The sequence below is a fragment of the Sulfidibacter corallicola genome (genome assembly GCF_017498545.1).
Taxonomy (GTDB): domain Bacteria; phylum Acidobacteriota; class Holophagae; order Acanthopleuribacterales; family Acanthopleuribacteraceae; genus Sulfidibacter; species Sulfidibacter corallicola.
The window spans coordinates 4,091,425-4,116,623 of the sequence record NZ_CP071793.1 but is presented as its reverse complement, the minus strand read 5'-3'; the positions used below and the strand labels follow the sequence as shown (position 1 = coordinate 4,116,623).

21 protein-coding genes and 1 tRNA gene are annotated in these 25,199 nt (G+C 58.1%); 18 read left to right on the top strand and 4 right to left on the bottom strand.

All coding sequences use genetic code 11. From position 1 onward, the window contains the following. Window positions 1–22 precede the first annotated feature (22 nt). Window positions 23–1,306: a glycosyltransferase gene (locus J3U87_RS12235; RefSeq protein WP_237383322.1), complete on the top strand. Its 1,284-nt coding sequence runs from the start codon at window positions 23–25 to the stop codon at window positions 1,304–1,306. Further along, window positions 1,303–2,214 carry an EamA family transporter RarD gene (gene rarD / locus J3U87_RS12230; RefSeq protein WP_237383321.1) on the top strand — a complete coding sequence of 304 codons (912 nt, stop codon included), beginning with the start codon at window positions 1,303–1,305 and terminating at the stop codon, window positions 2,212–2,214. Before J3U87_RS12235 ends, rarD begins: the two co-directional genes overlap by 4 nt. A 24-nt stretch (window positions 2,215–2,238) precedes the next feature. Here rarD and pdxH read toward each other — a convergent pair whose 3' ends face one another. Then, window positions 2,239–2,841 (bottom strand): pyridoxamine 5'-phosphate oxidase, encoded by a 603-nt coding sequence (gene pdxH, locus J3U87_RS12225; RefSeq protein ID WP_237383320.1) that lies wholly within the window; start codon window positions 2,839–2,841, stop codon window positions 2,239–2,241. Here pdxH and J3U87_RS12220 point away from each other — a divergent pair. From J3U87_RS12220 to J3U87_RS12210, 3 genes are all read left to right on the top strand, one after another. Then, window positions 2,840–3,100, top strand: coding sequence for a hypothetical protein (locus J3U87_RS12220; protein ID WP_237383319.1), 261 nt, complete (start codon window positions 2,840–2,842; stop codon window positions 3,098–3,100). The genes pdxH and J3U87_RS12220 overlap by 2 nt on opposite strands. A gap of 435 nt (window positions 3,101–3,535) precedes the next feature. Beyond that, complete coding sequence (locus J3U87_RS12215) at window positions 3,536–4,396, top strand: HDOD domain-containing protein (protein WP_237383318.1); 861 nt, start codon at window positions 3,536–3,538, stop codon at window positions 4,394–4,396. Between the two features lie 3 nt (window positions 4,397–4,399). Continuing rightward, window positions 4,400–6,355: an ATP-binding protein gene (locus J3U87_RS12210; RefSeq protein ID WP_237383317.1), complete on the top strand. Its 1,956-nt coding sequence runs from the start codon at window positions 4,400–4,402 to the stop codon at window positions 6,353–6,355. Window positions 6,356–6,402: 47 nt separating this feature from the next. Here the strand turns inward: J3U87_RS12210 and J3U87_RS12205 are convergent, their stop codons facing one another. Next, window positions 6,403–7,881: a hypothetical protein gene (locus J3U87_RS12205; protein ID WP_237383316.1), complete on the bottom strand. Its 1,479-nt coding sequence runs from the start codon at window positions 7,879–7,881 to the stop codon at window positions 6,403–6,405. Window positions 7,882–8,198: 317 nt separating this feature from the next. Here J3U87_RS12205 and J3U87_RS12200 point away from each other — a divergent pair. The 9 genes from J3U87_RS12200 to J3U87_RS12160 all read left to right on the top strand — a co-directional run bounded on the left by J3U87_RS12200 (window position 8,199) and on the right by J3U87_RS12160 (window position 19,181). Then, window positions 8,199–8,275 (top strand) — tRNA-Pro (locus J3U87_RS12200). Window positions 8,276–9,052: 777 nt separating this feature from the next. Continuing rightward, window positions 9,053–11,428: an EcoAI/FtnUII family type I restriction enzme subunit R gene (hsdR, locus tag J3U87_RS12195; RefSeq protein WP_420038300.1), complete on the top strand. Its 2,376-nt coding sequence runs from the start codon at window positions 9,053–9,055 to the stop codon at window positions 11,426–11,428. Between the two features lie 13 nt (window positions 11,429–11,441). Next, complete coding sequence (locus J3U87_RS12190; RefSeq protein ID WP_237383314.1) at window positions 11,442–12,923, top strand: type I restriction-modification system subunit M; 1,482 nt, start codon at window positions 11,442–11,444, stop codon at window positions 12,921–12,923. Further along, complete coding sequence (locus tag J3U87_RS12185; RefSeq protein ID WP_237383313.1) at window positions 12,920–14,644, top strand: restriction endonuclease subunit S; 1,725 nt, start codon at window positions 12,920–12,922, stop codon at window positions 14,642–14,644. The genes J3U87_RS12190 and J3U87_RS12185 overlap by 4 nt, the downstream gene beginning before the upstream one ends. 3 nt (window positions 14,645–14,647) lie before the next feature. Further along, window positions 14,648–16,132, top strand: a complete 1,485-nt coding sequence (locus J3U87_RS12180) for an AAA family ATPase (RefSeq protein ID WP_237383312.1) — start codon at window positions 14,648–14,650, stop codon at window positions 16,130–16,132. Then, window positions 16,129–16,941, top strand: coding sequence for an HNH endonuclease family protein (locus J3U87_RS12175; protein WP_237383311.1), 813 nt, complete (start codon window positions 16,129–16,131; stop codon window positions 16,939–16,941). The genes J3U87_RS12180 and J3U87_RS12175 overlap by 4 nt, the downstream gene beginning before the upstream one ends. Before the next feature lie 142 nt (window positions 16,942–17,083). After that, window positions 17,084–17,299 carry an addiction module protein gene (locus J3U87_RS12170; RefSeq protein ID WP_237383310.1) on the top strand — a complete coding sequence of 72 codons (216 nt, stop codon included), beginning with the start codon at window positions 17,084–17,086 and terminating at the stop codon, window positions 17,297–17,299. A 735-nt stretch (window positions 17,300–18,034) separates the two neighbouring features. Next, window positions 18,035–18,592, top strand: coding sequence for an acyl carrier protein (locus J3U87_RS12165; protein WP_237383309.1), 558 nt, complete (start codon window positions 18,035–18,037; stop codon window positions 18,590–18,592). Next, a complete protein-coding gene (locus tag J3U87_RS12160; RefSeq protein WP_237383308.1) occupies window positions 18,585–19,181 on the top strand; it encodes an isoprenylcysteine carboxylmethyltransferase family protein in 597 nt (198 codons plus the stop codon). The genes J3U87_RS12165 and J3U87_RS12160 overlap by 8 nt, the downstream gene beginning before the upstream one ends. A 19-nt stretch (window positions 19,182–19,200) precedes the next feature. Here J3U87_RS12160 and J3U87_RS12155 read toward each other — a convergent pair whose 3' ends face one another. Together J3U87_RS12155 and J3U87_RS12150 are read right to left on the bottom strand one after the other, a co-directional pair. Then, window positions 19,201–20,637, bottom strand: a complete 1,437-nt coding sequence (locus J3U87_RS12155) for a sodium:solute symporter family protein (protein ID WP_237383307.1) — start codon at window positions 20,635–20,637, stop codon at window positions 19,201–19,203. Beyond that, window positions 20,634–20,879 (bottom strand): hypothetical protein, encoded by a 246-nt coding sequence (locus J3U87_RS12150; protein ID WP_237383306.1) that lies wholly within the window; start codon window positions 20,877–20,879, stop codon window positions 20,634–20,636. Before J3U87_RS12150 ends, J3U87_RS12155 begins: the two co-directional genes overlap by 4 nt. Before the next feature lie 293 nt (window positions 20,880–21,172). On the opposite strand from J3U87_RS12150, the gene J3U87_RS12145 reads away from it, so the two are divergent. From J3U87_RS12145 to J3U87_RS12130, 4 genes are all read left to right on the top strand, one after another. Beyond that, window positions 21,173–21,799, top strand: a complete 627-nt coding sequence (locus J3U87_RS12145; RefSeq protein ID WP_237383305.1) for a phosphatidylserine decarboxylase family protein — start codon at window positions 21,173–21,175, stop codon at window positions 21,797–21,799. Window positions 21,800–21,829: 30 nt separating this feature from the next. After that, window positions 21,830–22,771: a lipoyl synthase gene (lipA, locus tag J3U87_RS12140; RefSeq protein ID WP_237383304.1), complete on the top strand. Its 942-nt coding sequence runs from the start codon at window positions 21,830–21,832 to the stop codon at window positions 22,769–22,771. Window positions 22,772–22,846: 75 nt separating this feature from the next. Continuing rightward, window positions 22,847–24,505 (top strand): 2-oxo acid dehydrogenase subunit E2, encoded by a 1,659-nt coding sequence (locus tag J3U87_RS12135; RefSeq protein ID WP_237383303.1) that lies wholly within the window; start codon window positions 22,847–22,849, stop codon window positions 24,503–24,505. Between the two features lie 197 nt (window positions 24,506–24,702). Next, the gene (locus tag J3U87_RS12130; protein ID WP_237383302.1) at window positions 24,703–25,164 is read left to right on the top strand and encodes a chemotaxis protein CheX; all 462 of its coding nucleotides are present in this window, start codon (window positions 24,703–24,705) and stop codon (window positions 25,162–25,164) included. The last annotated feature ends 35 nt before the right edge of the window (window positions 25,165–25,199 follow it).

Below are 25,199 nucleotides of genomic sequence, written 5' to 3'. Positions count from 1 at the left end.
GCGTTGTGATTTATGGAACCTCATGCCGCCACATTCTCCCTCCACGCCACCCAAGAACCACCCGAATCGATCTAGATCCGCCAAGATTCGCGTGCTGCGCATTCAATCGCGGATCTGCATCGGCGGTCCGTCCCTGAACACCTTGCTCGTCAGCAGTGGCCTTTCCCAGCGGAAGTTCACCGTCTTGACGGTGGGCGGGCGGCTCGATCCCGGTGAAAAGACCATGGAGCCCTTCGCGCTGGAGCGCGGTGCGGCCATGCACATGGTGGGTGAGATGGGGCGGTCCGTCCACTGGTTCGACGATGTGCGCGCCCTGTTCAAATTGATGCGGTTGATGCGCTTGTATCGTCCCCACGTGGTGCACACCCATACCGCCAAAGCGGGGGCCCTGGGGCGGGTGGCCGCCTTCCTGACGCGGGTGCCGGTGCGCATGCACACGTTCCACGGGCATGTGTTCCACGGTTACTTCAACGCCTTTTTCAGCAAGGTGGCCGTGTGGGTCGAGCGCCTGTTGGCGTTGATGTCCCATGCGATAATCGCCATTTCGCCGCGGCAATACGAGGACTTGGTGACGCGCTATGGGGTCGTTCCGGCTCGTAAGTGTCGAGTGGTGCGTTTGGGGTTCGAGCTGGATCACATCGCCGGCGGCGAGCCCGGACGCTTCCGCGGTGCCTGGGGTTTGTCGCCCGAGACGCGGCTGGTCGGCATCGTGGCGCGGTTGGTGCCGATCAAGAACCATCAGCTCCTGTTGCACGCGATCGCCCACTGGCGCAAGCTGCAACCCGACGCCGAGCCCGAGCGGGTCCGGTTTGTCGTGATTGGCGACGGCGAGCTCCGCGAAGAATTGGAATCCCTGGCCGAGGCATTGAACATTCGCGAATTTTTGTTGTTCACCGGCTGGCAACGCGACACGCCCGCCATCTACGCCGATCTGGATTTGAACGTGCTGGTCAGCAAGAACGAGGGCACACCGGTGACCCTCATCGAGGGGCTGGCCTGTGGGATCCCGATTCTCTCGACCGACGTGGGCGGCATCCGCGACTTTGCCGACGAGCGACACGGCACCATCGTGAGCGCGGACATCGCGCCCGAAGAGCTCGGTGTCCACCTGCATCGACTGCTCGGTGGATCGAACCCCATTCCCCGCCTGTCCCAAGAGGTTCGCGAGGACATCAAGACCACGTTCCACATTCGCCGGCTGGTGGGTGAAATTGACGCGCTCTATGCGGCGTTGCTCCGAAAGACGCATCCCGAGCTGGTGTCCGCCTTGGAAGCGGCGGGAGATTCCAAAGCGGAGGCCACGTGAAAGACGACGATCGCGATATGAAGGTGGGTTCGGCCTATGCCGCCGGAGCCTTTCTGTTTTGGGGCGCCTCACCACTCTATTTCAAGCTGCTTCGAACCGTGGGTGCTTTCGAGATCCTGGTTCATCGCGTCTTGTGGTCCTGTGTGCTGTTGGTGGGGATCGTGGTGGTCCTCGGTCAGTTCCGCCTGGTTTGGGATACGCTCAAGGACCGGCGCGTGGCCGGAACCCTGCTCCTCAGTGCCTTTCTCATCGCCGCCAACTGGTTCCTGTACATTTATTCCATCGTCGCCGACCGCGTCATCGAGAGCAGCCTCGGCTATTACATCAATCCGTTGGTCAACGTGTTGCTGGGACTCGTCTTCCTGGGCGAGCGCCTCAACCGGCGTCAATGGGCCGCGGTGGTGTTGGCCGCGCTCGGTGTGAGCTGGCTGACCTACAGCACGGGCCAGCTATCCTGGCTGTCGCTTTCCCTGGCCGGAACCTTCGGCTTCTACGGCCTGATCCGCAAGACCTCCGGTGCCGGGGCCTTGGTGGGCCTCCTGGTGGAGACCCTGTTGATTTCGCCCTTTGCGCTCGGGTACCTGATCTATTTGGGACACCGCGGTGAGGCTGCCTTCCTTTCCGGACCCTGGACCATCGATTTGTGGTTGGTGCTGACCGGCGTGGTGACCACCCTGCCCTTGCTGTGGTTCACCGGTGCCGCACGTCGCCTGAACCTGTCGACCGTGGGCTTCTTCCAGTACATCGCGCCGACCTGCATGTTCTTCCTGTCGGTGCTCGTCTTTCGCGAACCCTTCACGCGCGACCACCTCGTCACCTTCGCCCTCATCTGGCTCGGGTTGATCGTCTATACCGTCGACTCCCTCATGCGGATACGGCAGGCACGCCGCCTGAGCTCCCAGACCTGATACGGCTTCGATTCGCCCTGAAGGTCAGGGGCCGAGACGACGGATGCGCCAACCTGTATCCGTTTGGAGGTATTCGAAGCGGTCGTGAACCCGGTGTTGGTTTTCCTGCCAGAATTCGAAGCGGTTGGGAATGACGCGGTATCCGCCCCAGAAGGGAGGGCAGGGAATGTCTTCACCTTCGAAACGGCGCTCCATTTCGCTGAATTTTTTCGTGAGATAGGTGCGTCCCGGTATTTCCTTGCTTTGGGGAGAAGTCCAGGCGCCGAGTTGGCTGTCGCGTGGACGGGATCTGAAATATTCTTCCGAAATCTCCCGACTCGCTTTTTCCGCCTTGCCCGAAACGCGGACCTGGCGGCGCACCGTTTCCCACCAGAACATCATCGAAATATTGGGGTTGTTGACGATGTCCTGAGCTTTTCGGCTCTCGTAGTTGGTGTAGAAAAAGAAACTGGACATGTTCATTCCCTTTAGGAGCAACATGCGGACTTCGGGCTGGCCCGAACTGTCGACCGTACCCAAACCCATCGCTTCGGGCATGGGTTGGCCTTTTTCCGCAGCCTCTTCGAACCACAACTGAAATTGCTGGAAGGGGTCCGCATGGAAGTCCCGCTTGTGAAGGTCGGGCATGGTGGATTACCTCCGGGAAGAATGTCTCCAGTATAGCCCTATTGAAAGCCAACCGATTTGTTTTTCCGTTCATGCGATCATGCGGGGAAAAAATGAATCTGTCGGGGTGAGGACCGAAGGGCGCAATCCGGGGAAAATGCAAGAAACCCACTGGATTTTAGAGATGTGTCATGATTTGTCAAGCCCGGTTTTGCGCCGTTTCCAAGAGCTGGGGGTCGCGTCTTTTCTGAACGGTCGCGACCTGCCACTTTTGCGGTGAGCCCGCCGGGCTGGGGTGTTTTTGCCGCGGGGAAATGAAGCGATGTGGCTGTTGGCTTGTGCCCGTCTGACGCTCCGCACGAGCCGGGCGTGCCAGTGACCCGATTGCGAGTCTGGAGCGCCACCGTTCCCACAATCGCGAGACACCGAATGTCCTCGTAGCGCCGCGTTTACGGTGCATTGGTAAAGTCATGGGCTCGATCGGCCGATCGGACAGGCAACGATACGCCAAGCATCATAGGCCTGATCGGACGTCGTCCGCCGGGGTCGGGTCCCGATCTCCTTCGTTCCGAATGTATCGTGGCGACCGTTTCATGCACGGTTGGCGCGACTTCCCGAGGGGGACCGGTCTTCCTTTTTCTCCCATTTTCGGGTGGGGGATGGTTTATGATGTTGGTTGGGAAATAGCAGCCAACAAGGATGAAACACCCTTTCTATGGAACGAGTTGAACGGCGGATTTTCATTCAGAAGATCAACAACCTGCCGACCTTGCCTACGATCATTCACCGCATCATTCAGGTCGCCGACAGCGCGAACGCGAATGCGACGACGTTGGGAAAGGTGTTGTCCAAAGATCAATCCATCAGTTCGTTGATATTGCGTTTGGTCAATTCGGCCTTTTACGGCAAGGTGCGCAACATTTCCTCGATCAACCACGCGGCGGTCATTTTGGGATTTCCCATGGTCAAGACGATCGCCATGGGTGTGTCCGTGTTCCACACCAATACCAAACCCAGTGCCGAGGGGTTCGATCGCAGGCGGTTTTGGCTTCATTCGTTGGGGGTCGCCACCCTCGCCAAAACGCTCGCGAAAAAATTGAAGCTTCTGCCTCATTTGGATTCGGATACCGTGTTCCTTTCCGGCCTGTTGCACGACTTGGGGAAGGTCGTTTTCGACAACTATTTCCACGAAGAATACTTGGAAGTCGCCCGTTTGGTTCAAGCGGAGCAGCTATGGATCGGGCATGCCGAACGGCGCATTCTCGAAATGGACCATACCGAGGCCGGCTATTACCTCGCGCGAAAGTGGCAGTTCCCCGCACCCGTGGTCGCCGCGATTCGCCATCATCACGACATTCCCGCTGCCGAAAATCAGCACCGGCCCCTGTGCGCTCTGGTTCAGGCCGCCGATTACGGCTGTCGCAAAATTCATTTGGGCTCGGGCGGAGACGATGTGGAGGTCGAGTTGGATCCGTTGGCACGCGATCGCTACGGGTTGACCGATCGCGTGCTGGAACCCGCTCTGGCCGATCTCGAAAAACGCAGAGAAGAGTTGGAAGCCTTTGTATCTGGGTGAGTTATGAGTAACCAAGAGGCCCTTCAGGAGCAAATTCAAAAGTTGATGAAAGAGCGGGATGCCTATGCCGAGGCGCTCGCCACCTCCAATGCGGCCTTTGTGGACAAAGTCAAAGAGTTTTCCATCATCAAGCGCATATCCGATTCCATCAGTTGGAGCCACGACAAGCAGCGGATCTGCACCGAAATCGTCGACCTGATCATCGACGAAACCACCGCCGAGAACTGTTCGCTCTGGCTCATCGATCCCGACGAGCGTTTCCTGGTCCTGGTGGCCGCGCGCGGCCAGGAGAACAGCAAGCCCAAGTACTTTCCGCCCGCCAGCGCGCGTCAGCGCAAGATGAAGGTTGGTGAGGGAGCCGCGGGTTGGGTTGCCGAACACGGCACCTCCCTGTTGATCGAAGACGTCAGCAAGAGTTCCATCTTCGTGCACATCGAGTCCAAGGTATCGCGGCGCATCCAATCGCTGCTCTGCCTGCCGATCAAGGGGCGTGGCAACACCCTGGGCGTTCTGAACCTCTCCCATCCGGACATCGGCGCCTTCTCCGAGGAGAACGAGCGCGTGCTGCAATTGATCACCGATCAAGCCGGGATCGTGATCACCAACTACTTCCTGTTCGAGGAGATCGAGTCCTTCAACCGCAAGCTCGAATACAAGGTCGAAGTGCGTGCCCGCAATTTGCGCATGAGCGAAGAGCGCTACGCTCGGGCGGTCGCCGCCGGAAAGGTGGGCATCTGGGACTGGAAGGTCGGTTCCTGGTGGCTGTACGTGGCGCCCAACCTCAAGGCGATGCTGGGCTTCAGCGATCACGAGATTTCCAACAACCTCAAGGACTGGCTCAAGTTGATTCATCCCGAAGATCGCAAGGGCCTGTTGCGTCGTCTTTCCACCCAGTTGCGGGGCCAGTCACCGGTCTACGAAGGCGAACACCGCATGTTCCACAAGAACGGCCAGATCATTTGGTTCTTCGTTCGCGGAGCCGCGGTCTTCAACGAGAAAGGGCAGATCCTGCGGTTGTCCGGTTCCAATACCGACATCACCCAGCGCAAGGAGGCCGAACTGGAGTTGCAGAAGGCCCAGGAAGCGTCACTCGCGCAGGCCCATGCCGTCGGTCGCGCCGAGTTCGCAACCGGCGTGCTGCACAACATCGCCAACGTGTTGAACAGCGTCAATGTCACCGGCAACACGATTCAGGAATTCGTCTCGCGCAGCCGGCTTCCCCAGTTGGCGCGCGCCTTTGCGATGCTCACCGATCACAGCGAGAACCTCCTGGACTTTTTGACCAAGGACGCCAAGGGCACCAAGTTGCCGGAGTACCTGACCCGTGTGGGCGGCGTGATCGACAAGGATTTTCGCGAGATGCAACGGCTCGTCCGCGAGATCAACGACAAGATCCACCTGATGCGCGACGTCATCGAGACCCAACAGACTCACGCGAAGAACAATCAACGGGTGGCCGAGGAGGATCTCTCCAAGCTGGTCGAAGATGCGCTCAAGATCCAAATGGAATCGCTGAACAAACACGACATTCGCATTCACCGGCGTTTCAAGCCGGTTCCGCGCATCCGTCTGGCGATCGCTTCGTTCCTGCACGTGTTGATCAATCTGTTGAAAAACGCCATCGAGGCGATGGAGAACTCACCGCCCTCCGAGAAGAACCTCTACCTCGAATTGGCGGTCGAGGATGGCTGGATTGTCCTGAAGGTGGCGGATTCGGGCGAGGGCATCAACAAGGAGAACATGAAGAGCCTTTTCCAGCACGGCTTCACCACCAAGAAGTACGGTCACGGCTTCGGCCTGCATTTTTGTCGTGGTTCGATCGAAGACATGGGCGGCACCATTCACGCCTACAGCGACGGTCCTGGCCACGGGGCCACGTTCGTGATCAGCCTGCCGGCGCCCACCGTCCAGCCGGACGAGGCTTTGGATGGGACCGGCGCGGCCTCGGTGATCGGCTGAAGCTGCGGTGGTGAGGCAGCCGGCCTCGCGGGCCGGCTCTTCACGAATCAGTAAATGCCGCTCAAATCCAGGGTCTGGCTCTGGCCCGCGACCGTGACGACCGCGGTCTGGCAATCACCGGTCCCGAAATCGATCGAGCCCGAGTAGCTGTATCCCGAAGTGACGGTAAATGTCACGGTGCCGTCGATCGGCCAGATACAGGTGGCGAAGTCGAATTGAAGCGGATCGTTTTGTGGGACCTCTCCCGAGATGCTGTACTGGTAGCCGCTGTTGGTGATGTCGGTCTGGTAGGAGCCGTACACCTCGAACATGTTGTCGCGCCAGTTGGCGCTGAGAAAGACTTCCGCGTCGACTTGGCCGTAGACGCCGTAACGATCGCTGTCGGCTTCGGCACGCCAGTCACCGGCCAAGGTGAAGTTCCGGGTGGCCGTACTGCCCTCGGCGCGCACCTGACCGTCGATGGAAAAATTCTCACCCTGGTAGCGGGTCACGAACTCGTCGAAGCCGAGCATCCCGCTCATCCAGCCCGCGGTGAGCGAGCCCTCGCGCGACAGGGTCAGGCTGACGGAACCGCTGTGAAACACCCCGAACATGGAGGTGCATCCGGTGCCGTAGTCGAGCGTGGCGGTGAGAAACGATTCTTCCTGGGTGGGATTGAATTCACGGGTGATGGCGGGACAGTCTTCGCGTTTGTCGACGGCCGGTGATGGCGTGTTCTTGCCCAGCACCACCTCGGTGGAGTCACCGTAACCGGAGGCCAGCGTACCGGCGGTATCCATCGCCATCAGAAGGGGGGTCAATTCGTCCAGGTCGGCGGTGGGCACCGGCTCGGCGTTCATGAGCGACGGTTCGTTTTGGGCGTTGAAGTTGAATGCCGCACCGATCAACGGCGCCTGGGTATCTACCACGATGTAGGTGTCGTCGACCAGTTCGGGGAACACCAGCGCCATGAGCTGGGGAGAGGGCGTGCGCGGTTGCAGGGTGATGGGGGCGGAGGTGAGCAGGAGCCCCTGGGTGCCGAAGAGTTGCAGCACCACGTCGATCGGTTCGTCGCCCATGTTGACCAGGACCGCGGCGCTGTTGGCGCCGAACGCGTAGGGCATGCTGGGGAACACGAGTCGGGTGTAGGCGTTTTTGGCGTTGATGGCGCCCGCCAGCGCGGGCGAATCCTGGCTTGCCGTGTTGAGGGAGGCGACCTTGGCCCCGATCGAGAGCGAATCGCTGCTGGAGGAGACGAATAGCGCGAACCCACCGCCCGAACCCAATTGGTCGAAGGTGTCGGCGGCGTCGAGAATGACCTGGCCCTGGGCGCCGATTGACAACCCGTCGATGGTCTGGCTTTCGCCATTGGCGCGGACGGCATGGAGTGAATAGGTGACGGGTTCGGTGCCGTGATTGTTGATGGTGATGGCGGACGACCACTCGCCGTCGCGATTGGAAAGCCAGGGGACCACCCACTCACCGGCCCAGAGGGTGGTGGAAAGCAGGGTGCATAGGGCGATAGGGAAAAGCGAAGACCATTTCATGGCGTGCTCCTGTGAAGGTTGTTCGAGAACCTGTGTTCGGGTGTGGGCACCCGAAGGCCACCGTGAAAAAGTTGCGTTGGGTTATGTTCGAGAATTGGTTCAACTATGACGCAAATGTTGCCGCGGATCAATCGTCGATGAAGGCGACGTCCGCAGGGAGGCATCGCGGCCCGGCGGTTTGCCGATCCCCGCTCCGGCGGCACCCGGGAAAAAGGCGTGCGCCGTTCATTTTTTGCTTGTCTGCGGCCGGAGATCTGTTTTAAACTGGCGCCCGTTCCTCGAAGTCGGACTGACATTCGATTTCGAAAGAGCCGAGTCGGGGCGTAGCGCAGCCTGGTAGCGCGCCTGCTTCGGGAGCAGGAAGTCGGAGGTTCAAATCCTCTCGCCCCGACCATTCACATCCCGCGATCATCGCAACATGCAGCCACGAGCCCCTTTTGGGGCTTTTGTCGTTTATGGGACTGCCGTTCTAGCGAAGATCACCCAGATAGAGCGCCTGCTGTTTTTTGCTTCTTCGGGGTCGTCGTTGGGGCACGCTTTGTGGTTTGTAGCCCGTTGATTTCAAACCGCTGGCTCTATGCGCTGATGGTAAGTTCACGGCGCATCATCTGAATGGAATTTACGTGGTCCTGGAGTACCTGCAGACGTTCCTCGAGAGAAAGTGACAACATCCAGCGAATCAAAGTGAGATCGACTCCGTCTTCGTTATACACATTTTGTAACTCATCGCTTGATTCACCCGCTGGGCGCTTTCGACCGCCTGTCATGGTTGTCCTCCTCGAATCATTGTATCACCAGGGTGGTGGGTTTGGACGAACGCGGGAACACGTCGATTCATGAAAGAGCTACTTTTTGCCGTTTATGGGGCTGGATTGACGCTGTGGCCGTGACATTCGACCATCCGAGGAACCGTTCACCAAATACACGGTCATCGTTTGTCGCCAAGCCGTGCCTGGATCGTTTTTGGTCCTACCTTTTGAGCATTGTGCCGGCAAGAACCGCTCGATCCAGGTACATGCACGAGGAAGCAATTATTTGAACTTGGAGGGTTTGCAGGGACCTGCTACATTGATTCCATAGTAGAATTAAGATGAAATGTAGGACATTTTGTAGCCTGCCGACCTTCTCGGATGTGCTCCTGGGTGCCAATCTATTTGAGGGCTCGCGAATGATCGATAAAAAGCAACTGACCGAAGCCGATATTCGCACCAAGTTCATCACGCCTGCCCTCGACAAGGACAAACAGGGCTCCTGGGATCTCATGAACCAGCTAAAGGAGGAGCACTACTTCACGGATGGCCGAGTCATCGTCCGCGGTCAGACCTGCCGTCGCGGCAAAAAGAAGAGAGCCGATTACGTTCTCTACTACAAACTGAACATCCCTCTCGCCGTGATCGAGGTCAAAGACAACCATCATTCCGTCGGGGATGGCATGCAGCAAGCCCTCGAATACGCCGAAATCCTCGATCTCCCCTTCGTCTATAGCTCCAACGGCGACGCCTTCCTAGAACACAATCGCCTGCCGGGCGCGGATCCCGTCGAACGCGAGATTCCCCTGGACCAATTTCCAAGCCCCGACGAACTCTGGCAACGCTGCAATGCCGCCAAGGGTTACAGCCAGCGGCAGGAGGCCGTCGCCACCTTCGATTATTACGACGATGGCAGCGGCAAGAAACCCCGGTACTATCAGATCAATGCCATCAACCGTACCGTCGACGCCATCGCGCGCGGTAGGGATCGCCTCCTTCTGGTCATGGCTACCGGCACAGGGAAGACCTTTACCGCCTTTCAGATCATTTGGCGCCTTTGGAAGTCCGGCACCAAGAAACGGATTCTTTTCCTTGTCGACCGAAATATCCTTGCCGATCAGACCAAGACCAACGACTTCAAACCCTTCGGCCAGGCGATGACAAAGATCACCAACCGTATCGTCGACAAGTCCTACGAAATCTACCTTAGCCTCTATCAAGCGGTAACGGGCTCCGAGGACGCCCTCAACATCTACAAGCAGTTTTCACCCACTTTTTTCGACTTGATCATTGTCGACGAGTGTCACCGCGGCAGCGCCGCCGATGACGCCGCGTGGCGCCAAGTCCTCGAATATTTCTCCTCCGCTACCCAGATCGGGCTCACCGCCACACCCAAGGAGACCAAAGACGTCTCCAACATCCATTACTTCGGCGAGCCGATTTACACCTACTCTCTCCGTCAGGGCATCAACGATGGCTTCCTCGCGCCCTACAAAGTGATTCGCATTGGTCTCGACAAGGATCTCGACGGCTGGCGTCCTGAAATCGGGAAGCTCGATAAATACGGCTTCGAGATTGAAGATCGCGAATACAACCTGCGCGACATGGATCGCAATCTGGTCCTCAAAAAGCGCACCGAGTTGGTCGCGGCGAGAATTACCGAATTCCTCGAGGCCACCAATCGCTATGCCAAGACCATCGTTTTCTGTGAGAACATCGATCACGCCGAGCGCATGCGTCAGGCACTGGTCAACGCCAATCCCGATCTTGCGGGCGAGAACAGCAAATACGTCATGCGCATCACCGGCGATAACAAGGTGGGCAAGGATCAGCTCGATAACTTTATTGACCCCGAATCCACCTACCCGGTCATTGCCACTACCTCGCGACTCATGTCCACCGGCGTGGATGCCCAGACCTGCCACCTCATCGTGCTCGACAAGGAAATCAAAAGCATGACCGAGTTTAAACAGATCATCGGTCGCGGAACCCGCATCAACGAGGACTACGGCAAGCTCTTCTTCACCATCATGGACTTCAGGCGCGCCACCGCACTTTTTGCCGATCCCGATTTCGATGGAGATCCCGTCCAGATCTATGAGCCGGAGGAAGACGAGTCGGTCGTTCCCCCTGACGATTTCAACGAGCCCGAGACGGAAGAGATCGACGACAGCGTGCTCGGAGAGCCCGAGCCGCCGCCCTACGGCCCCGGTGAGGAAGGACCCGTCAGGCCCATGCGCTACTATGTCGACGATGTCCCAGTTCACATCGCCACCGAGCGTGTCCAGTACCTCAATGCGGAGGGTCGCCTCATCACCGAGTCGCTCACGGATTACTCTCGCAAGGCGGTCCACAAGTCTTTCGCCACCTTGAGCGACTTCCTTCAAACCTGGAATGCCGCCGACAAGAAGAGAGTCATTCTCGAGGAGCTGGCCGAACAGGGACTCTTTCTCGAGGAGTTGGCCCAACAGGTCGGGCGCGACTACGATCCCTTCGACCTCATCTGCCACATCGCCTACGACCAGCCACCGCTCACCCGCCGGGAACGCGCCGACAACGTCAAGAAACGAAGCCTCTTCGGCAAGTATGGCGAACAGGCTCGAGCCGTGCTTGGGGCTCTGCTCGACAAATACGCCGACAACGGTATTCAGACCGTGCAATCGATGGAGATTCTTACGGTCGATCCCCTCCGCGGCTTCGGCACCCCCATCGAAATCGTCAACCTCTTTGGCGGAAAAGCGGAATATCGCACCGCCATCCGTGATCTTGAAAATGCCCTTTACACTAATGCAGCTTAGGAAGCACTGACTCATGCCCAACATCGCCAATCTCGTCAAATCTATCCAGGACATCATGCGTAAGGACGCCGGAACCTACGGTGACGCCCAACGCATCGAACAGATGGCCTGGCTCTTTTTCCTCAAAATTTTCGACGATCGAGAGTCTCAGCTCGAACTCTTCGACGACGACTACCGATCTCCACTGGAGGAACATCACCGCTGGCGCAACTGGGCCGCCGACGAAGAAGGCATCACCGGCGAAGCCTTGCTCGATTTTGTCAACAACGAATTGCTGCGTACGCTCCGGAACATGACCGCCGGCCAGGATCAGATCTCCGGGTTGATTCGCATGGCCTTCGAGGATGCCAACAATTACATGAAGAACGGCACCCTCATGCGCCAGGTCATCAACAAAATCAACGGCATCGACTTCAATGCTTCCGACGACCGCCACATGTTCGGCGACATCTACGAAAAAATCCTCAAAGATCTCCAGTCCGCCGGCAATGCGGGTGAGTTTTACACGCCGCGTGCGGTCACCCGGTTCATCGTCGAGCAGGTCGACCCGCGCCTCGGCGAAACGATTTTCGACCCGGCCTGCGGCACTGGCGGCTTTCTTACCTGTGCCATCGATCATCTGCGCGACCAGGCCAAAACCGACAAGGATATGGCCATCATTCAGGATTGCTTTTCCGGCATCGAAAAGAAACACTTACCGCACGTGCTATGCATGACCAATCTCATGCTGCACGGCATCGACGTGCCCTCCAGCGTCCGTCACGGCAACACCCTCGCGCGTCCGCTCACCGACTGGAAGCCCCGCGAATACGTGGACTGCATCGTCACCAACCCGCCCTTCGGCGGCATGGAGGAAGACGGCATCGAGGCCAACTTTCCCAGCGAGTTCCGCACGCGCGAGACTGCCGACCTTTTCCTCGTCCTCATCATGCGCGTGCTCAAGCCTGGCGGCCGCGCCGGCATCGTGCTGCCCGACGGAACTCTTTTCGGTGAAGGTGTCAAGACCCGCATCAAGGAAAAGCTTCTCGGCGAGTGCGACCTGCATACCATCGTCCGCCTGCCCAACGGAGTCTTCAATCCCTACACCGGCATCAAAACCAACCTGCTCTTCTTCACCAAGGGCCGACCGACCAAGGAAATCTGGTATTACGAGCACCCCTACCCCGCGGGCGCCAAGAGTTACAACAAGAGCAAACCCATCCGTATCGAAGAGTTCGAGCCCGAGAAGAAATGGTGGGGCGAGCCCGACCAAAATGGTCGCTACAGCTCGCGCAAAGAAACCGAGCAGGCCTGGCGTGTCAGCATCGAGGAGATCAAAGCTGGGAACTACAACCTCGACCTCAAAAATCCGCACAAGGTCGACAAGGGCCCCGGCAAGGTCGAAGACCTCCTGCCCGAATACGAAAAGCTGCTTGAACAGATCGCCGAAACGCGAGCCATGCTGAAACAGGAGCTCGAAATCGCGCTCAACGCCACCGCCGGAGCTTCCAAATGAAGCTCGAAACCTTCTTTGAAAAGTTTGACCAGTTCGCGGATGCGCCAGGTGCCGTGGCGAAAATGCGGGAGTTGGTGCTTGGTTTGGCCGTCCAAGGTAAATTGGTGCCACAAAATCCAAACGAGGGAGAGGGGGCTGAGCTTGTTTCAACAGCTTCCGCTATCCGGGAGAAATTGGCTGGTGAAAAGAAGCTCCGGAAGCTACGCGTGATCCAGCCTATTGCCGATTTTGATCGTTTGGATATTCCAAAAAATTGGACCCTGACAACACTCCAAGAAATTACAGAAATCAGGCCACGCAATTCTGCAGTCGATTCGACCCTAGCTTCATTTCTCCCCATGCCAGCTATTCCGCAGTCGTATGGAGGCAAACTTAAGGGAGATATCCGACCTTGGTCAGAGCTGAAAAAGGGATTTACACATCTTGCAGATGGGGACATCGTTATGGCGAAAATCACTCCCTGTTTTCAGAACGGCAAGTCTGCTGTGATCAATGGATTTAAGAATGGTATTGGAGCTGGAACGACAGAACTCCACGTAGCACGCCCATTTGCTCCTGTTATTAATCCCTATTATGTTTGGATTTATCTGAGATCGCCGCAGTTTCTACTTGAGGGAATTCCTCATATGACTGGTTCGGCAGGTCAAAAACGGGTTCCGATCGGCTACTTTGCTTGCAAGCCTTTCCCTCTCCCACCTCTCGCCGAGCAGAAGCGGATTGTGGTGAAGGTAGATGAGTTGATGGCTTTGTGTGATCGGCTGGAGGCGCAGCAGCAGGAACGCGATACGCGACATGCCGCGCTTGCTCGCGCCGCCCTGGCCCGTTTTTCCGACGCCCCGACCCCGGCGAATCTTCAACTCCTCTTCCACAAGTCCTATGACATCGATCCCGCCGATCTCCGCAAATCCATCCTCGCCCTCGCCGTCCAGGGGAAAGTCGTTCCCCAAGACCCAAAAGATGAACCTGCAGCGACACTACTCAAGGATCTTAAAAATCACAGAGTTAATCTTCTAGAGAAGGGATACCCCAATCCCTCGGAGTCCAAGGTTCAGTTAAAAAAACAGGCGAAGCAAAGACGGCCACCTAATTTAAAAAAACTCCCCAAGGGGTGGGCGTGGGCAACTTTGATGGAATCAAGTATTCTCGTAGTCGATTGCCACAACAAGACCGCACCTTATTCAAATGACGGGATTCCATTGATCAGGACAACGAACATCAGAGACGGGCAGCTTAATTATAAGGACCCCAAGTTCGTAACCGAGGCAGTTTACAAGCGGTGGGCGTCGAGAGTTTATCCGGAATCTGGTGACATACTAATTACACGCGAAGCGCCAATGGGGGAAGCTTGTATCATTCCCGAAGGCGCTCGCCTTTGTATGGGACAAAGGATGATGCTTATTCGACTAGATCCAGGCTTTATACATGGGAAATTCATACTACTGACAATTCAAGCTCCATGTATGATGAATCGTGTCCAAGATAAGCCCGTAGGAGCAACCGTTAAGCATCTGAGAGTTGGAGGAATAGAGACAATGCTAATTCCCATTCCACCTCTCGCCGAACAACACCGAATCGTGGCCAAGGTGGGCGAACTGATGACCTTAGTGGACCAGTTGGAATCCCAGCTCGCCGCCTCTCGCGCCACCGCCAAGAACCTGCTCGAAGCCCTCGTCGCCGAACTCACCGCCGCCGGTGCACCATCTCCAAAAGTGCGTGCCTAGCCGATGAAGCTGCTCCGCCTATGGATCGATCGCTTCAAGAACCTGCGCAACTGCGAGATCCACTTCGAGCGGGCCTTTCTCCTCAACACCTTCATCGGCGGCAACGGCAGCGGCAAGTCCAATCTGATCGAGGCCATTCTCCACATTCTGCTCGATACCTACCTCAACAAGACACCGCCCTTCGACTTTCGCCTCGAATATGAAGCTCAGAGGCGGCACATCGTACTTTCCGCTACGGAAGGTTGCCTGCGTTCCATTGTCGATGACCGGGAAGTGCCCCTCAAACACTTCACCCGTCGCCTGCGGGACGGCGAAGCGCAAGTCTTTTACCCGGAAACCACTTTCGCCTACTACTCGGGCGACTGCGCGCGCGTCGCCCGCCTACTCAAGCGCTACACCGCCAGCTTTCGTAGCCTCGTTCGGGAACCCGGACGCGACAACTACCGCCCGCTGTTCGTGCTCTCCACCAACCAACAAGCCCGCCACATTCTGCTGGCCCTCATCGCCCATCGTCACGTCGACTTCTTCGAACGGCTCGACATTGCCGGTGCGTGCAACATCAAAATCGTTCTCCAGTCGCCCAAAGGCTTCGATCCGGAGAAAGACGAGCCGATTCTTTGGGGCACCACCGGCAAAGTGGGAAGGGTCATTTCGGCTCTGGCCGAAACCGCCGACCTGGTGGAAAGCCACAAGGTGAAACGGCCCATCGTCGATGACGGAGCGATTGCGGGGTACGCGTTCACGGAAACCCGCACCTACACCTACGAGGAGAACATGAACCCGGAGCAACGTCTCTGGAAACTGGCTCTCAGGTTGGAACGCGGCCATGACAACCTCTACCTCTCCCTCGAACACCTCGCCGCCCGCGGCATGCTCAAAAGCGTGACCTTCGATCTGGTCGGAGAAGCAAACCGGCAAATCTTCGACTTCGACCAACTCAGCGAAGGCGAAAAGCAACTGATCGCCGTGATCGGTGCCATCCGGCTCACCAACCAACGGGACAATCTCATTCTCCTGGATGAACCGGATACCCATCTCAATCCCCAATGGTCCTGGGAGTATCCCGAGCTGCTCGACGAAGCCTTCAACGCATTCCAGAAAAGCCATTCCACCGTCCTCATGGCGACCCACGACCCGGTGGTCATTTCCGGCCTCGTGCGGGAGCAGATTTTCCTGGCCCATGGAAACGGAATCGACCACGTCACCTTCGATCATCCTTACCGACACCCGCGCGGGCAAGGTGTCGCCAACCTGCTTTGCAGTAGCGAATTTTTCGGCCTGCCTTCCAGTCTCGACAAGAAGACCCAAGCCCTTATGGACGAACGCCTGCGTCTCAGTCTCAAGGAGACGTTGACCGAGGATGACAAGCAACGCCTCAAGGAGCTGAATGCCGATCTCGAGATTCTGCAATCCGGCATTAGTGAGCGCGATCCCGACTACGTCGCTTTCCTGCGTAGTCGCCACGAAGCGGGACGAGGCGGCGGATGAGACACGTCCCCATCGACGACCTACTCAACACCATCTTTGCCTGCCAGGACGGAAAGGCGGCAAAGATACGATTGGCAAAGGCACACAAGCACCTCACTGAGATATCAGCGAAGAAGCGGAAGGACTACGTCGAAAAAAACGGGCCGGCCAAATGGTCGCCCCTCAAAGACCTCTTTACCGCGGAACTCGGGAACAAGTGTTGGTATACCGAAGCCGAGCTGGTTGGCGCTTCTTTGACGATCGATCACTTTCGCCCGAAATGCGACTACTGGTTTCTCACTTTCAAAGCCGACAACTATCGCCTCGCCTGTCCGTTCGCGAATAGCCCCAAGCACAACCCGGAACACGGCTGTTCCGGTGGGAAGGGTGATCATTTCCCCCTGCTCGATCCATCGAAGAAGGCAACCGGTATCCGATCCATCGTGCACGAACGCCCGATTATCCTCGATCCCTGCAACGAGGACGACTGTCGGTTGATCGCCTTCCTGCCCGACGGCCGCCCGGTGATTCATCCTGATTCCGCAAACGATCCCATTGCGCAAAAACGTGTCGAGGAGAGCAAGATTCTCCTCAACCTCGACCACCCGGACTTCAACAGCAAAAGGGAGCAACTCCACGACGAAATCGCTAACTACGTGAGTTTCTTCGAGGCACTTCCACGAGGCTCGGCCGAGCGGAAAGCCATTCGTGATCGACTCGCCCAAAAGATAGCAAGTTGCGCCCCCTTCAGCCTCGCCGCCCGCCAATATTTGGGCGCTCATAGGCATCTCGATTGGGTGGCCGACCTCTTGGAAAGCAACCCGGCTTGAACATTCATTGTAGAGTGCTCAATTCGGATAGTGAACCAATCCCCGATGGAGAAGCCCGCTGGGTTATTGCCTGTCGACCTGATAAAATGGTGTTTCAGAGCAGGATTCTTTAGGTTCTTTCAGGCGGGGTCGGAGATCTCCTATGTCGATTCACAGTGAATTCAATCTACTTTCCCTTTCCGAAAAGGTGCGTGTCGTACAAGATCTTTGGGATGAGATTGCAGCGGAGCCAGAACGTTTACCCATTCCAGAATGGCACGGCTCCGAACTGGCCGCTCGCGAACGAGAATGGGCTTCATCTCCTGATCCAGGCCAGGATTGGGTGATAGTGAAAGAACGCATCGCGAACGAACTTTGACCGTTCGAGTCCGAATCCGAAAAAGGGCAGAGATCGATATCTTGGACGCTGCCCGGTATTACGAACGAAAGCAAGAAACGCTAGGTCGACAATTCTGCGAGCGAATTGATGATGCGGTCCAGTTGATTCGGGAGCATCGGGAAGTTTTCCCCGTTTGTTTGGGTAAATACCGACGTGCATTGATCAAGCAGTTTCCCTACGCTCTTATGTAACAAACTCTGTAAAGCTCGAAGATAAAGATAAAAACCTAAAAAGGCGGATGTGCAGGGAGTTCGTCGAAAAATGTCGGCCCGGCGGGCCAACTTACTGCAACGACGCCCCTCTCACAAATGCGGGAACTCCCAAACGATTCGCTTCGATTAGTTACCCACCTGAAACCCGGGCCCCCGGCCTGGGCGGCGACTCTGTACTATCAAATCGAAATGGGAGAGATTGTCGTCGTCGCCGTTTTGCATCAGCGCCAAGACAATTCCCAACTGTTCCCTCGAAAGACCGAATAGGTTGTCTACGAGGTGCGGAGCCGTCGTGAGCCGACCCGTAAGTGCCTGCGATTAAGACTCCTCCCAAGCAACTTCATGGCAGAACGGTCGGGCGACATGTTTTCTTGCGTACTTTGGCGTTTTCCGCGGCAAGAATGCGCTGCCATGGGGTAGCTACAATCCGCGGCTAGGGCTTGGATTGGCGTGGATGGACTGCTATGCTGGGCCAAATCCACATCTGTTTTCGAGGTTCGCCATGCGGAACGTGCCTGAACTCGCGGCACTCGCCGAACGGGTTGAAGCGATCATTCGCGACAATACCGACAAGGATCAATCCATTCCCCACAACATTCCGCTCATCAAGGAAGCCGGTCTCGACTCGCTCGACATGATCGAGACAAGCTTTGCCTTGGAAGAGTTTTTCGGGTTCCAGTTCAGTGACCAAAACGCCATCGAATCGCTGGCCGACCGACTGGAAGAAGGCATGCTGATCGACGAAACCGCGTCGCTCACCCCGCTGGGTCGCGAAATGGTGCAGAAACGCATGCCCGAGCTGGCCCATGTGGACCTGCCCGATCCGCTCAGAATGGTGGAGCTTCAGCAGTACTACACCGTGGAGACCTTCGCGCGGTTGATGCGGGAATTCTACCTGGCCGCTCCCGACACCTGTCCCGAGAGCGGAGAGGCGGTGGTGCTGGACGGCTTCAAGATCGTCACCGTGGAGTCGCGCCGAACGGTCGAAGTGCCCACCGGCGATCAGCTCATCGAGGCCTGGGTGACGAAAACGGCCGAGGAACTGAAACAACGTGCCTGAGTTGACCCCGGAAGCGAAGGCTTATCTGGGGTTTCTGGGCGTCATCGCCCTCCTTCGCCTGGGTGAGCTGGTGATTTCGAAGCGCAATTGGCGGCACCACGTCGTGCACGAGCGGCACATGCTCACTGAACGGGTGTTTCCGTTCATGGTGCTGCTGCACTTATCCATGTTCGCGCTGTTGCCCCTGGAGCTGATCCTGCGCCGTCCCGGTTTCGGCGGGCCCGTTTCCTGGATCGCGCTGGTGTTGACCGGGCTGGCTCTGGCGTTGCGATTCTGGACTCTTCGCACCATGGGCCGCAGTTGGAACGTTCGCGTGGTCTTCGGGGACACCTATCCGATCGTCGACAACGGACCCTATCGCTTCATCCGCCATCCTAACTATTTGGTGGTCGTCCTGGAGCTGTTGTGCGTTCCGCTGATTTTCAAGCTCTATTTCTCCGCGGCGTTCCTCTCCCTGATCAACGCATTGGTACTTCGGGTTCGGATTCGCGACGAGGAATCCGTACTGGCCCGTAACCCGGAGTGGGTGGCGCGCATGGCACACAAGCCTCGCTTTCTTCCGGGGTTGGGATCCGGCTCGGGGTCGTGATGCCCAAGGCGCCCGTTTCTCAAAAGAACTTGTCCAGGTTGTCCGGTGGTCGACTGGCCAGGGATCCGACGACCATGGCGACGGCCGAAAGGGCCATGACCGCGGTGACCGCCATGATGTCGGTGGTTCCGATGGTCTTGCTTCCCCCGGCGAAAAAATATGTCCACGACACGAGCACGGCCAGGACCGCCGCGAATGCACCCCATTTGGTACTTCGTTTCCAATACAACGCGGCCAGGACGATGGGGAACAATCCGGCGAATCCGGTAAACGACCAGATCCCCAGTTTGAAGATGCTGCGCGGCATGACCAACGAAAGGCCGAAGGTCGTGGCCAGAATGAGGCAGACGAAGATCCTGCCCCACCAGACCTGTTTGGCCGGATCCATGTCGCCGCCGAGCCGATAGTGGCGCACGATGTCCTGGGTGAACATGTTGCCCAGGGCCAGGGTTTGCGAATCCAACGAGGACATGATGGCCGCGAAGACACCTGCGGCCAGGAGGCCGCCCAGCAGCCCCGGTGCGTAGAGTTCCACCATCTTGATCAGGACCCCGTTCGCGGCCGGTCCCTGGAGATCGGGGAAGGCGACCGTGCCGGCGATGCCCAACAGCACGCTGGGAATCCAGACCATCAGGATACAGAGCGGGTAGAACACGATCGAGAACTTGAAGTTCTCCACCTTTTCGGCCGTCAGCCAGTGGGTGAACAAATGGGGGAACATGCCTGCCGAAACGGGGATCAGGGCGTAGGTCAGCAGAAGGGTGGGCGAGATGTGGTCGCCGCGCACCAGAAGCTGGGGTTGGCTCTCGGAGACCTGTTCCAGGACGGCGCCCACGCCGCCCATCTTCGAGAAGATCACGATCGTGGTCAGGGCGCCCAGCGACATGAAGACCAACGTCTGAAAGGTGTTGACCCAAGCCGTCCCGCGCATGCCGCCGTAGGTCACGTACAGAAACACCACCACACATACGGTGAGGCAGCCGGCCCAATAGGGGATCTGGCCGTCGGTGATCTGTTCGAAGGTCAGCCCGGCGCCCATGACTCCGATCAACAGGTAGGGCACCAGCAGTCCGACGAGTACCGCGAACATGAGCAGGCCTAGGCCGTTGGACTGCCATCGGTCGCGAAAATATTGGATCTGGGTGAGATACCCGTGCCGTTTGCCCAATTGCCAAAGTCGGGTTCCGACGAAAAAGAAAATGGCGGGCACGACGAGGGCCGAGGACGAAGCCATCAACGCGAAGACGCCGATACCTTCGCGATAGGCCTCGCCCGAAGCGCCCAGAAGCGCGAAGGCCGTCATGTGGGTGCCGAAAAGGGACATCAGCAGGACGAAAGGGCCGATGCTGCGTCCCGCGACGAAGAAATGCTCGCCGGTTCGTTTGAAGCCCCGGTGACTCAGGCCGCCCACCGCCAGGACGAGCGCGATGTAGCCCAACAATACCGCGATGATCACAGGGCACCTCGATCCGATTCCGGCGAATCGTGTCCCGCTTCCGGAAAGGGCCACGCGAAACGGACCAACGCCGCCAGCAGCGCGATCAGCAACAGTGTATAGAGGGCGTGGTAAGTCAGGCCGATCGGCAACCCGAGGAAGAGCGAGGGGTCGTCCCAAAACCAAACATCGATGCGGACGAGAAACGCGATGACCAATAGCGGATAGAGCCATCGGCGGACAGATCGGGCCGTTCGTGACATGGATACTCCCGTGATACTCCCGTGCGACCCCGTTGGCGAAAACCGAATTGCGGATCCGCAGGGCGACCTCGAAGTGAGGGATCGCCGGCGGTGCTTGGGAATTTGATTGTTCGGTGTTGAGTATACGATTCAAAAGGTCTTTTGGCCCAGCAGGTTCTGGCGCGGAAAAGAGGCGCGGGTCGCGTTGGCCGGCGGGCACTTCGCACCGGTCTTGACGGCGGGGCTACAATGATGACATCGTTAGACCTTTGGGCTATGATAAGTTGCTCATCAACAAGAAATCGAGGATTCGTTTGGCCAAAAAACACCAAGAATTGATCGCCAAGGAAGGCTGGATCTTTTTATTTCCGCCCTTGATCCTGGCTTTTGTTTTTTTTGCATTGAAGTGGTTTGTGGCCGCCGTCCTGCTCGCGGTACTCGGCCTGTACGTGGCCTACTTCTTCAGAAATCCCTACCGGCAGATTCCGGAGGATTCCGACGGCATCGTGTCGCCTGCCGATGGCAAAGTGGTTACCGTGCGCCGACTCGAGGACGGCCGCCAGATGATTTCGGTGTTTCTCAACATCTTCAATGTACACATCAACCGCTGCCCCATCGCCGGCCGGGTCGAGAAGGTCGAGCACACGCGCGGTAAGTTCCTGGCCGCCTACAAGGAAGAGGCTTCCACACTCAACGAACAGAACAAGGTGATCATCCGCGATGGTGACTTTGTCATGGAAGTCATCCAGATCGCCGGTCTGATCGCGAGAAGAATCGTGTGTTGGTCGCGCGAAGCCGATCAGGTGACTCGCGGTGAGCGGTTCGGCTTGATCCGGTTCGGGTCGCGCGTGGATATCTTTTTGCCGGCCGAATGCGAGATCGTGGTTCGCGAGGGACAGAAAATCGCCGGAGGTTCCGACCTGATCGCACGGCGACGTTGATCGTCGGCGCGAATCGAACGCGGAGGTTGTATGCGGATTGTTTCCAAGAAAAAGCCGGAATGGCTGCGAATGAAGGTGCCCGGCGGCGACAAGGTTCACGAAATCAAGAGCCGCCTGCGGGACAAGAAGCTGTTCACCGTATGTGAGGAAGCGCGTTGCCCGAACATGGGCGAGTGCTGGAGCGAAGGCACCGCCACGCTCATGATTCTGGGCGATACCTGTACGCGCGGCTGCCGGTTCTGCAACGTCAAGTCGGGGAACCCGCGAGGCTGGTTGGATCCGCAGGAGGCCAAGAACTCGGCGGACACCGTGGTGGCCATGGACCTCAACTACGTGGTCGTCACCTGCGTCGATCGCGACGATTTGCCCGACGGCGGGGCGGGCCAATTCGCCGATGTCATTCGCGCCATCCAAGACGCGAAACCGGATTGTCTGATCGAGGTATTGACCTCGGATTACCGCGGGAATCGAGAGCACATCGCCACCGTCGCCGATGCGCGGCCGGATGTCTTCGCCCACAATCTCGAAACCGTGCGGCGCCTGACGCCCTCCGTGCGCGATCCGCGCGCCGGCTACGATCAGTCGTTGGACGTGCTGGCTTGGGTCAAGGACCGCGAACCGGAACGCATCACCAAGTCCAGTTTGATGTTGGGTCTGGGGGAGACCCGCGAAGAAATCCTGGAAGCGATGCGCGACATGCGGCGCATCGGGGTGGATGTCGTGACGATGGGGCAGTACCTGCGTCCGTCGCGCAAACACCTCGAAGTGGTCGAGTACGTGGCACCCGAGCGTTTCGAGGATTTGGCGGAGGAAGCGCGCGCGATGGGTTTCCTCTACGTGGCCGCCGGGCCGCTGGTTCGATCCTCCTACAAGGCCGGCGAATATTTCCTGGCCAACCACCTGGCGCGGCAGAAGGCCCTGGCCCTGCGCGGCGACCGGGAACCTGCCATGACCGGGCCCTTTGCCGTCTAGGTCGCCATCCGGGCGACCCGCGATCATCGGGCGAATTGGGTGTTTCAGATTGGGTTGAAGGAGAAGGAGAAATACATGGCTGTTGATTTCAAGTTGCCCGAAATTGGCGAAGGGGTCATCGAGGGCGAGATCGTCGATTGGCACGTGGCCGTCGGTGATACGGTCCACCACGACCAGCCGATCGTGGCCATTTTGACGGACAAGGCGACGGTCGAGATCACCTCATCATTTTCCGGGACCATTGCATCGTTGAATGGTGGCTCGGGCGATTTGGTGGAAGTGGGCGCCACCCTGGTGACCTACCATCCCGAAGGGGAACAGGATACGGCGGCCGAACCGGCCGCACCCAAAAACGCCGCATTGGCACAAACGCCGAAGCCCACGGGGGGACAGGGCGCATTGTTCGAATTTCCACTGCCGGAAATCGGCGAAGGCGTCATGGAAGGGGAAATCGTCGACTGGCACGTGCGGGTGGGCGACTTCGTGACCCATGACCAACCCGTCGTGGCCGTGCTCACCGACAAGGCGACGGTCGAAATCACCGCGCCGGTCGACGGCCGCGTCGTGGCGCTGGAAGGAATCACCGGCGACATCATCGAGGTAGGCCAAACCATCATGACGCTGGAGACGGCCGAAGGTGGCGAGGCTGCAATTTCGACTTCGCCGCAATCCGCCGCCGCATCGACGACCGCTGCCGTACCGGCGACCGCTGCCGCACCGGTGACCGTCGCCGCGAGCGAAGTGGAACCCGGCGACAATCCGTCGATCAGTGCGTTCGGTACACCGCTGGCGACCCCCGCGGTTCGTCGCATGGCCGCCCAGCAGGGCATCGATTTGACGCGGGTCCGGGGCACCGGCCCCAATCACCGCATCACCCGCGCCGACGTAGAGCGCGTTGCCGCGGCTCCCCCGGTTCAGGTGGCAGCGCCCGCTGCGGCCCAACCGCAGGCCTCGGCCGCACCGGCCGCCGCTCCCGCTGCCCCGGCACCCGTGGTCGCCGCCCCGGCGCCGGTCTCGATTCCCGCCGGCGAGGGCGAAACGCGCGAGCGGATCCGCGGTCTGCGCAAGGCCATCTTTTCGCAAATGGCCAAGTCCAAGCGCCATATCCCGCATTTCACCTACGTGGACGAGGTGGAGATGGACAAACTGGTCGCGCTTCGCAACGAGCTCAAGGGCGAGGCCGCCGAGCGGGGCATCAAGCTGACCTTCCTGCCCTTCATCGCCAAGGCCATCGTGCTCGCCATTCGCAAGTTCCCGATCATGAACAGCTCGATCGACGAGGAAGCCGGCGAAATCGTGTACAAGCACTACATCAACCTGGGGATCGCCACGGCCACGCCCAACGGTTTGACCGTTCCCGTCATCAAGCAGGCCGATCGCAAGTCGATTCTCGAGATGGCGGGCGAAATGGTCGAAGTCACCGACCGTGCGCGCAACCTTCGCTCGACGATGGACGACATCACCGGCGGCACCTTCACCATCACCTCGCTGGGACGGTTGGGCGGCTTGTTGGCCACCCCGATCATCAATCATCCCGAGGTCGGTATCCTGGGAATCCACAATCTCCAGGATCGAGCGGTGGTGCGGGACGGCCAGATCGTCGTTCGCAAAATGATGAACATCTCGCTATCGTTCGACCACCGCGTGGTCGACGGCGACGTGGGCGCCACCTTCGCCCAGGAAGTCAAGCGCTACCTGGAAGAGCCCGGTCGACTGATGCTCGAAATGGTTTGATTTCAGGCGTGTTTCGCATTTCTAAAGTGAATTGGGGCGGGGATCGACAAGCTGTCTGAATTACAAAAATTTGTAATCATTGTTGGTTCCCCGCCAACCGGTTATGTTAAAGTTAGGAAATCCCAAGATACTCGAAGACACTTGAGTGTAGGCCTTTTGTGGCCTGGTAAAATCCTTGTCGAAGGAAGTTGGCGCCTATGAAAGTCGAATACATCAACCCTTTCATCGAATCGACGCTGAAGTCTCTCGAGATGATGGCTCAGATCACTGCCACGCGGGATAACCTTTCGCTGAAACAGGATCTGATCACCACCTACGACATTTCCAGCATCGTTTCCCTGACCGGAGAGGTGGAAGGTTCGATAATCGTGTCCATGCCGAAGGAACTGGCCTGCAAAGTCGCCAGCAATCTGTTGATGGAAGAATGCACCGAAGTGGATCAGAACGTCCAAGACGCCATTGGGGAGATGGGGAACATCATCGTCGGCGATGCACGCCGAGCCCTGGTCGCCATGGGTAAGAACGTCACCATTTCGCTGCCCAACATCATTCTGGGAAAAGGCCATGCTATCGCGCGTAAGGGGATTCCCTGTATCGCCATTCCCTTCAATACCGACTTTGGTCCTTTTGAAGTGAACGTCGGCCTGAAAGAAACCTGAACCCTTTGGCGCCGAATCCGCCGTCCCACCTCACC

Excerpts from the sequence above, each read along its gene's own strand:
- J3U87_RS12170 (WP_237383310.1), top strand. The coding sequence starts at position 17,084 with ATGTCGATTCACAGTGAATTCAATCTACTTTCCCTTTCCGAAAAGGTG.
- J3U87_RS12180 (WP_237383312.1), top strand. The coding sequence starts at position 14,648 with ATGAAGCTGCTCCGCCTATGGATCGATCGCTTCAAGAACCTGCGCAAC.
- J3U87_RS12135 (WP_237383303.1), top strand. The coding sequence starts at position 22,847 with ATGGCTGTTGATTTCAAGTTGCCCGAAATTGGCGAAGGGGTCATCGAG.
- lipA (WP_237383304.1), top strand. The coding sequence starts at position 21,830 with ATGCGGATTGTTTCCAAGAAAAAGCCGGAATGGCTGCGAATGAAGGTG.
- J3U87_RS12130 (WP_237383302.1), top strand. The coding sequence starts at position 24,703 with ATGAAAGTCGAATACATCAACCCTTTCATCGAATCGACGCTGAAGTCT.
- J3U87_RS12150 (WP_237383306.1), bottom strand. The coding sequence starts at position 20,879 with ATGTCACGAACGGCCCGATCTGTCCGCCGATGGCTCTATCCGCTATTG.
- J3U87_RS12185 (WP_237383313.1), top strand. The coding sequence starts at position 12,920 with ATGAAGCTCGAAACCTTCTTTGAAAAGTTTGACCAGTTCGCGGATGCG.
- J3U87_RS12210 (WP_237383317.1), top strand. The coding sequence starts at position 4,400 with ATGAGTAACCAAGAGGCCCTTCAGGAGCAAATTCAAAAGTTGATGAAA.
- J3U87_RS12235 (WP_237383322.1), top strand. The coding sequence starts at position 23 with ATGCCGCCACATTCTCCCTCCACGCCACCCAAGAACCACCCGAATCGA.
- J3U87_RS12215 (WP_237383318.1), top strand. The coding sequence starts at position 3,536 with ATGGAACGAGTTGAACGGCGGATTTTCATTCAGAAGATCAACAACCTG.
- J3U87_RS12165 (WP_237383309.1), top strand. The coding sequence starts at position 18,035 with ATGCGGAACGTGCCTGAACTCGCGGCACTCGCCGAACGGGTTGAAGCG.
- J3U87_RS12190 (WP_237383314.1), top strand. The coding sequence starts at position 11,442 with ATGCCCAACATCGCCAATCTCGTCAAATCTATCCAGGACATCATGCGT.
- pdxH (WP_237383320.1), bottom strand. The coding sequence starts at position 2,841 with ATGCCCGACCTTCACAAGCGGGACTTCCATGCGGACCCCTTCCAGCAA.
- J3U87_RS12205 (WP_237383316.1), bottom strand. The coding sequence starts at position 7,881 with ATGAAATGGTCTTCGCTTTTCCCTATCGCCCTATGCACCCTGCTTTCC.
- J3U87_RS12220 (WP_237383319.1), top strand. The coding sequence starts at position 2,840 with ATGGTGGATTACCTCCGGGAAGAATGTCTCCAGTATAGCCCTATTGAA.
- J3U87_RS12175 (WP_237383311.1), top strand. The coding sequence starts at position 16,129 with ATGAGACACGTCCCCATCGACGACCTACTCAACACCATCTTTGCCTGC.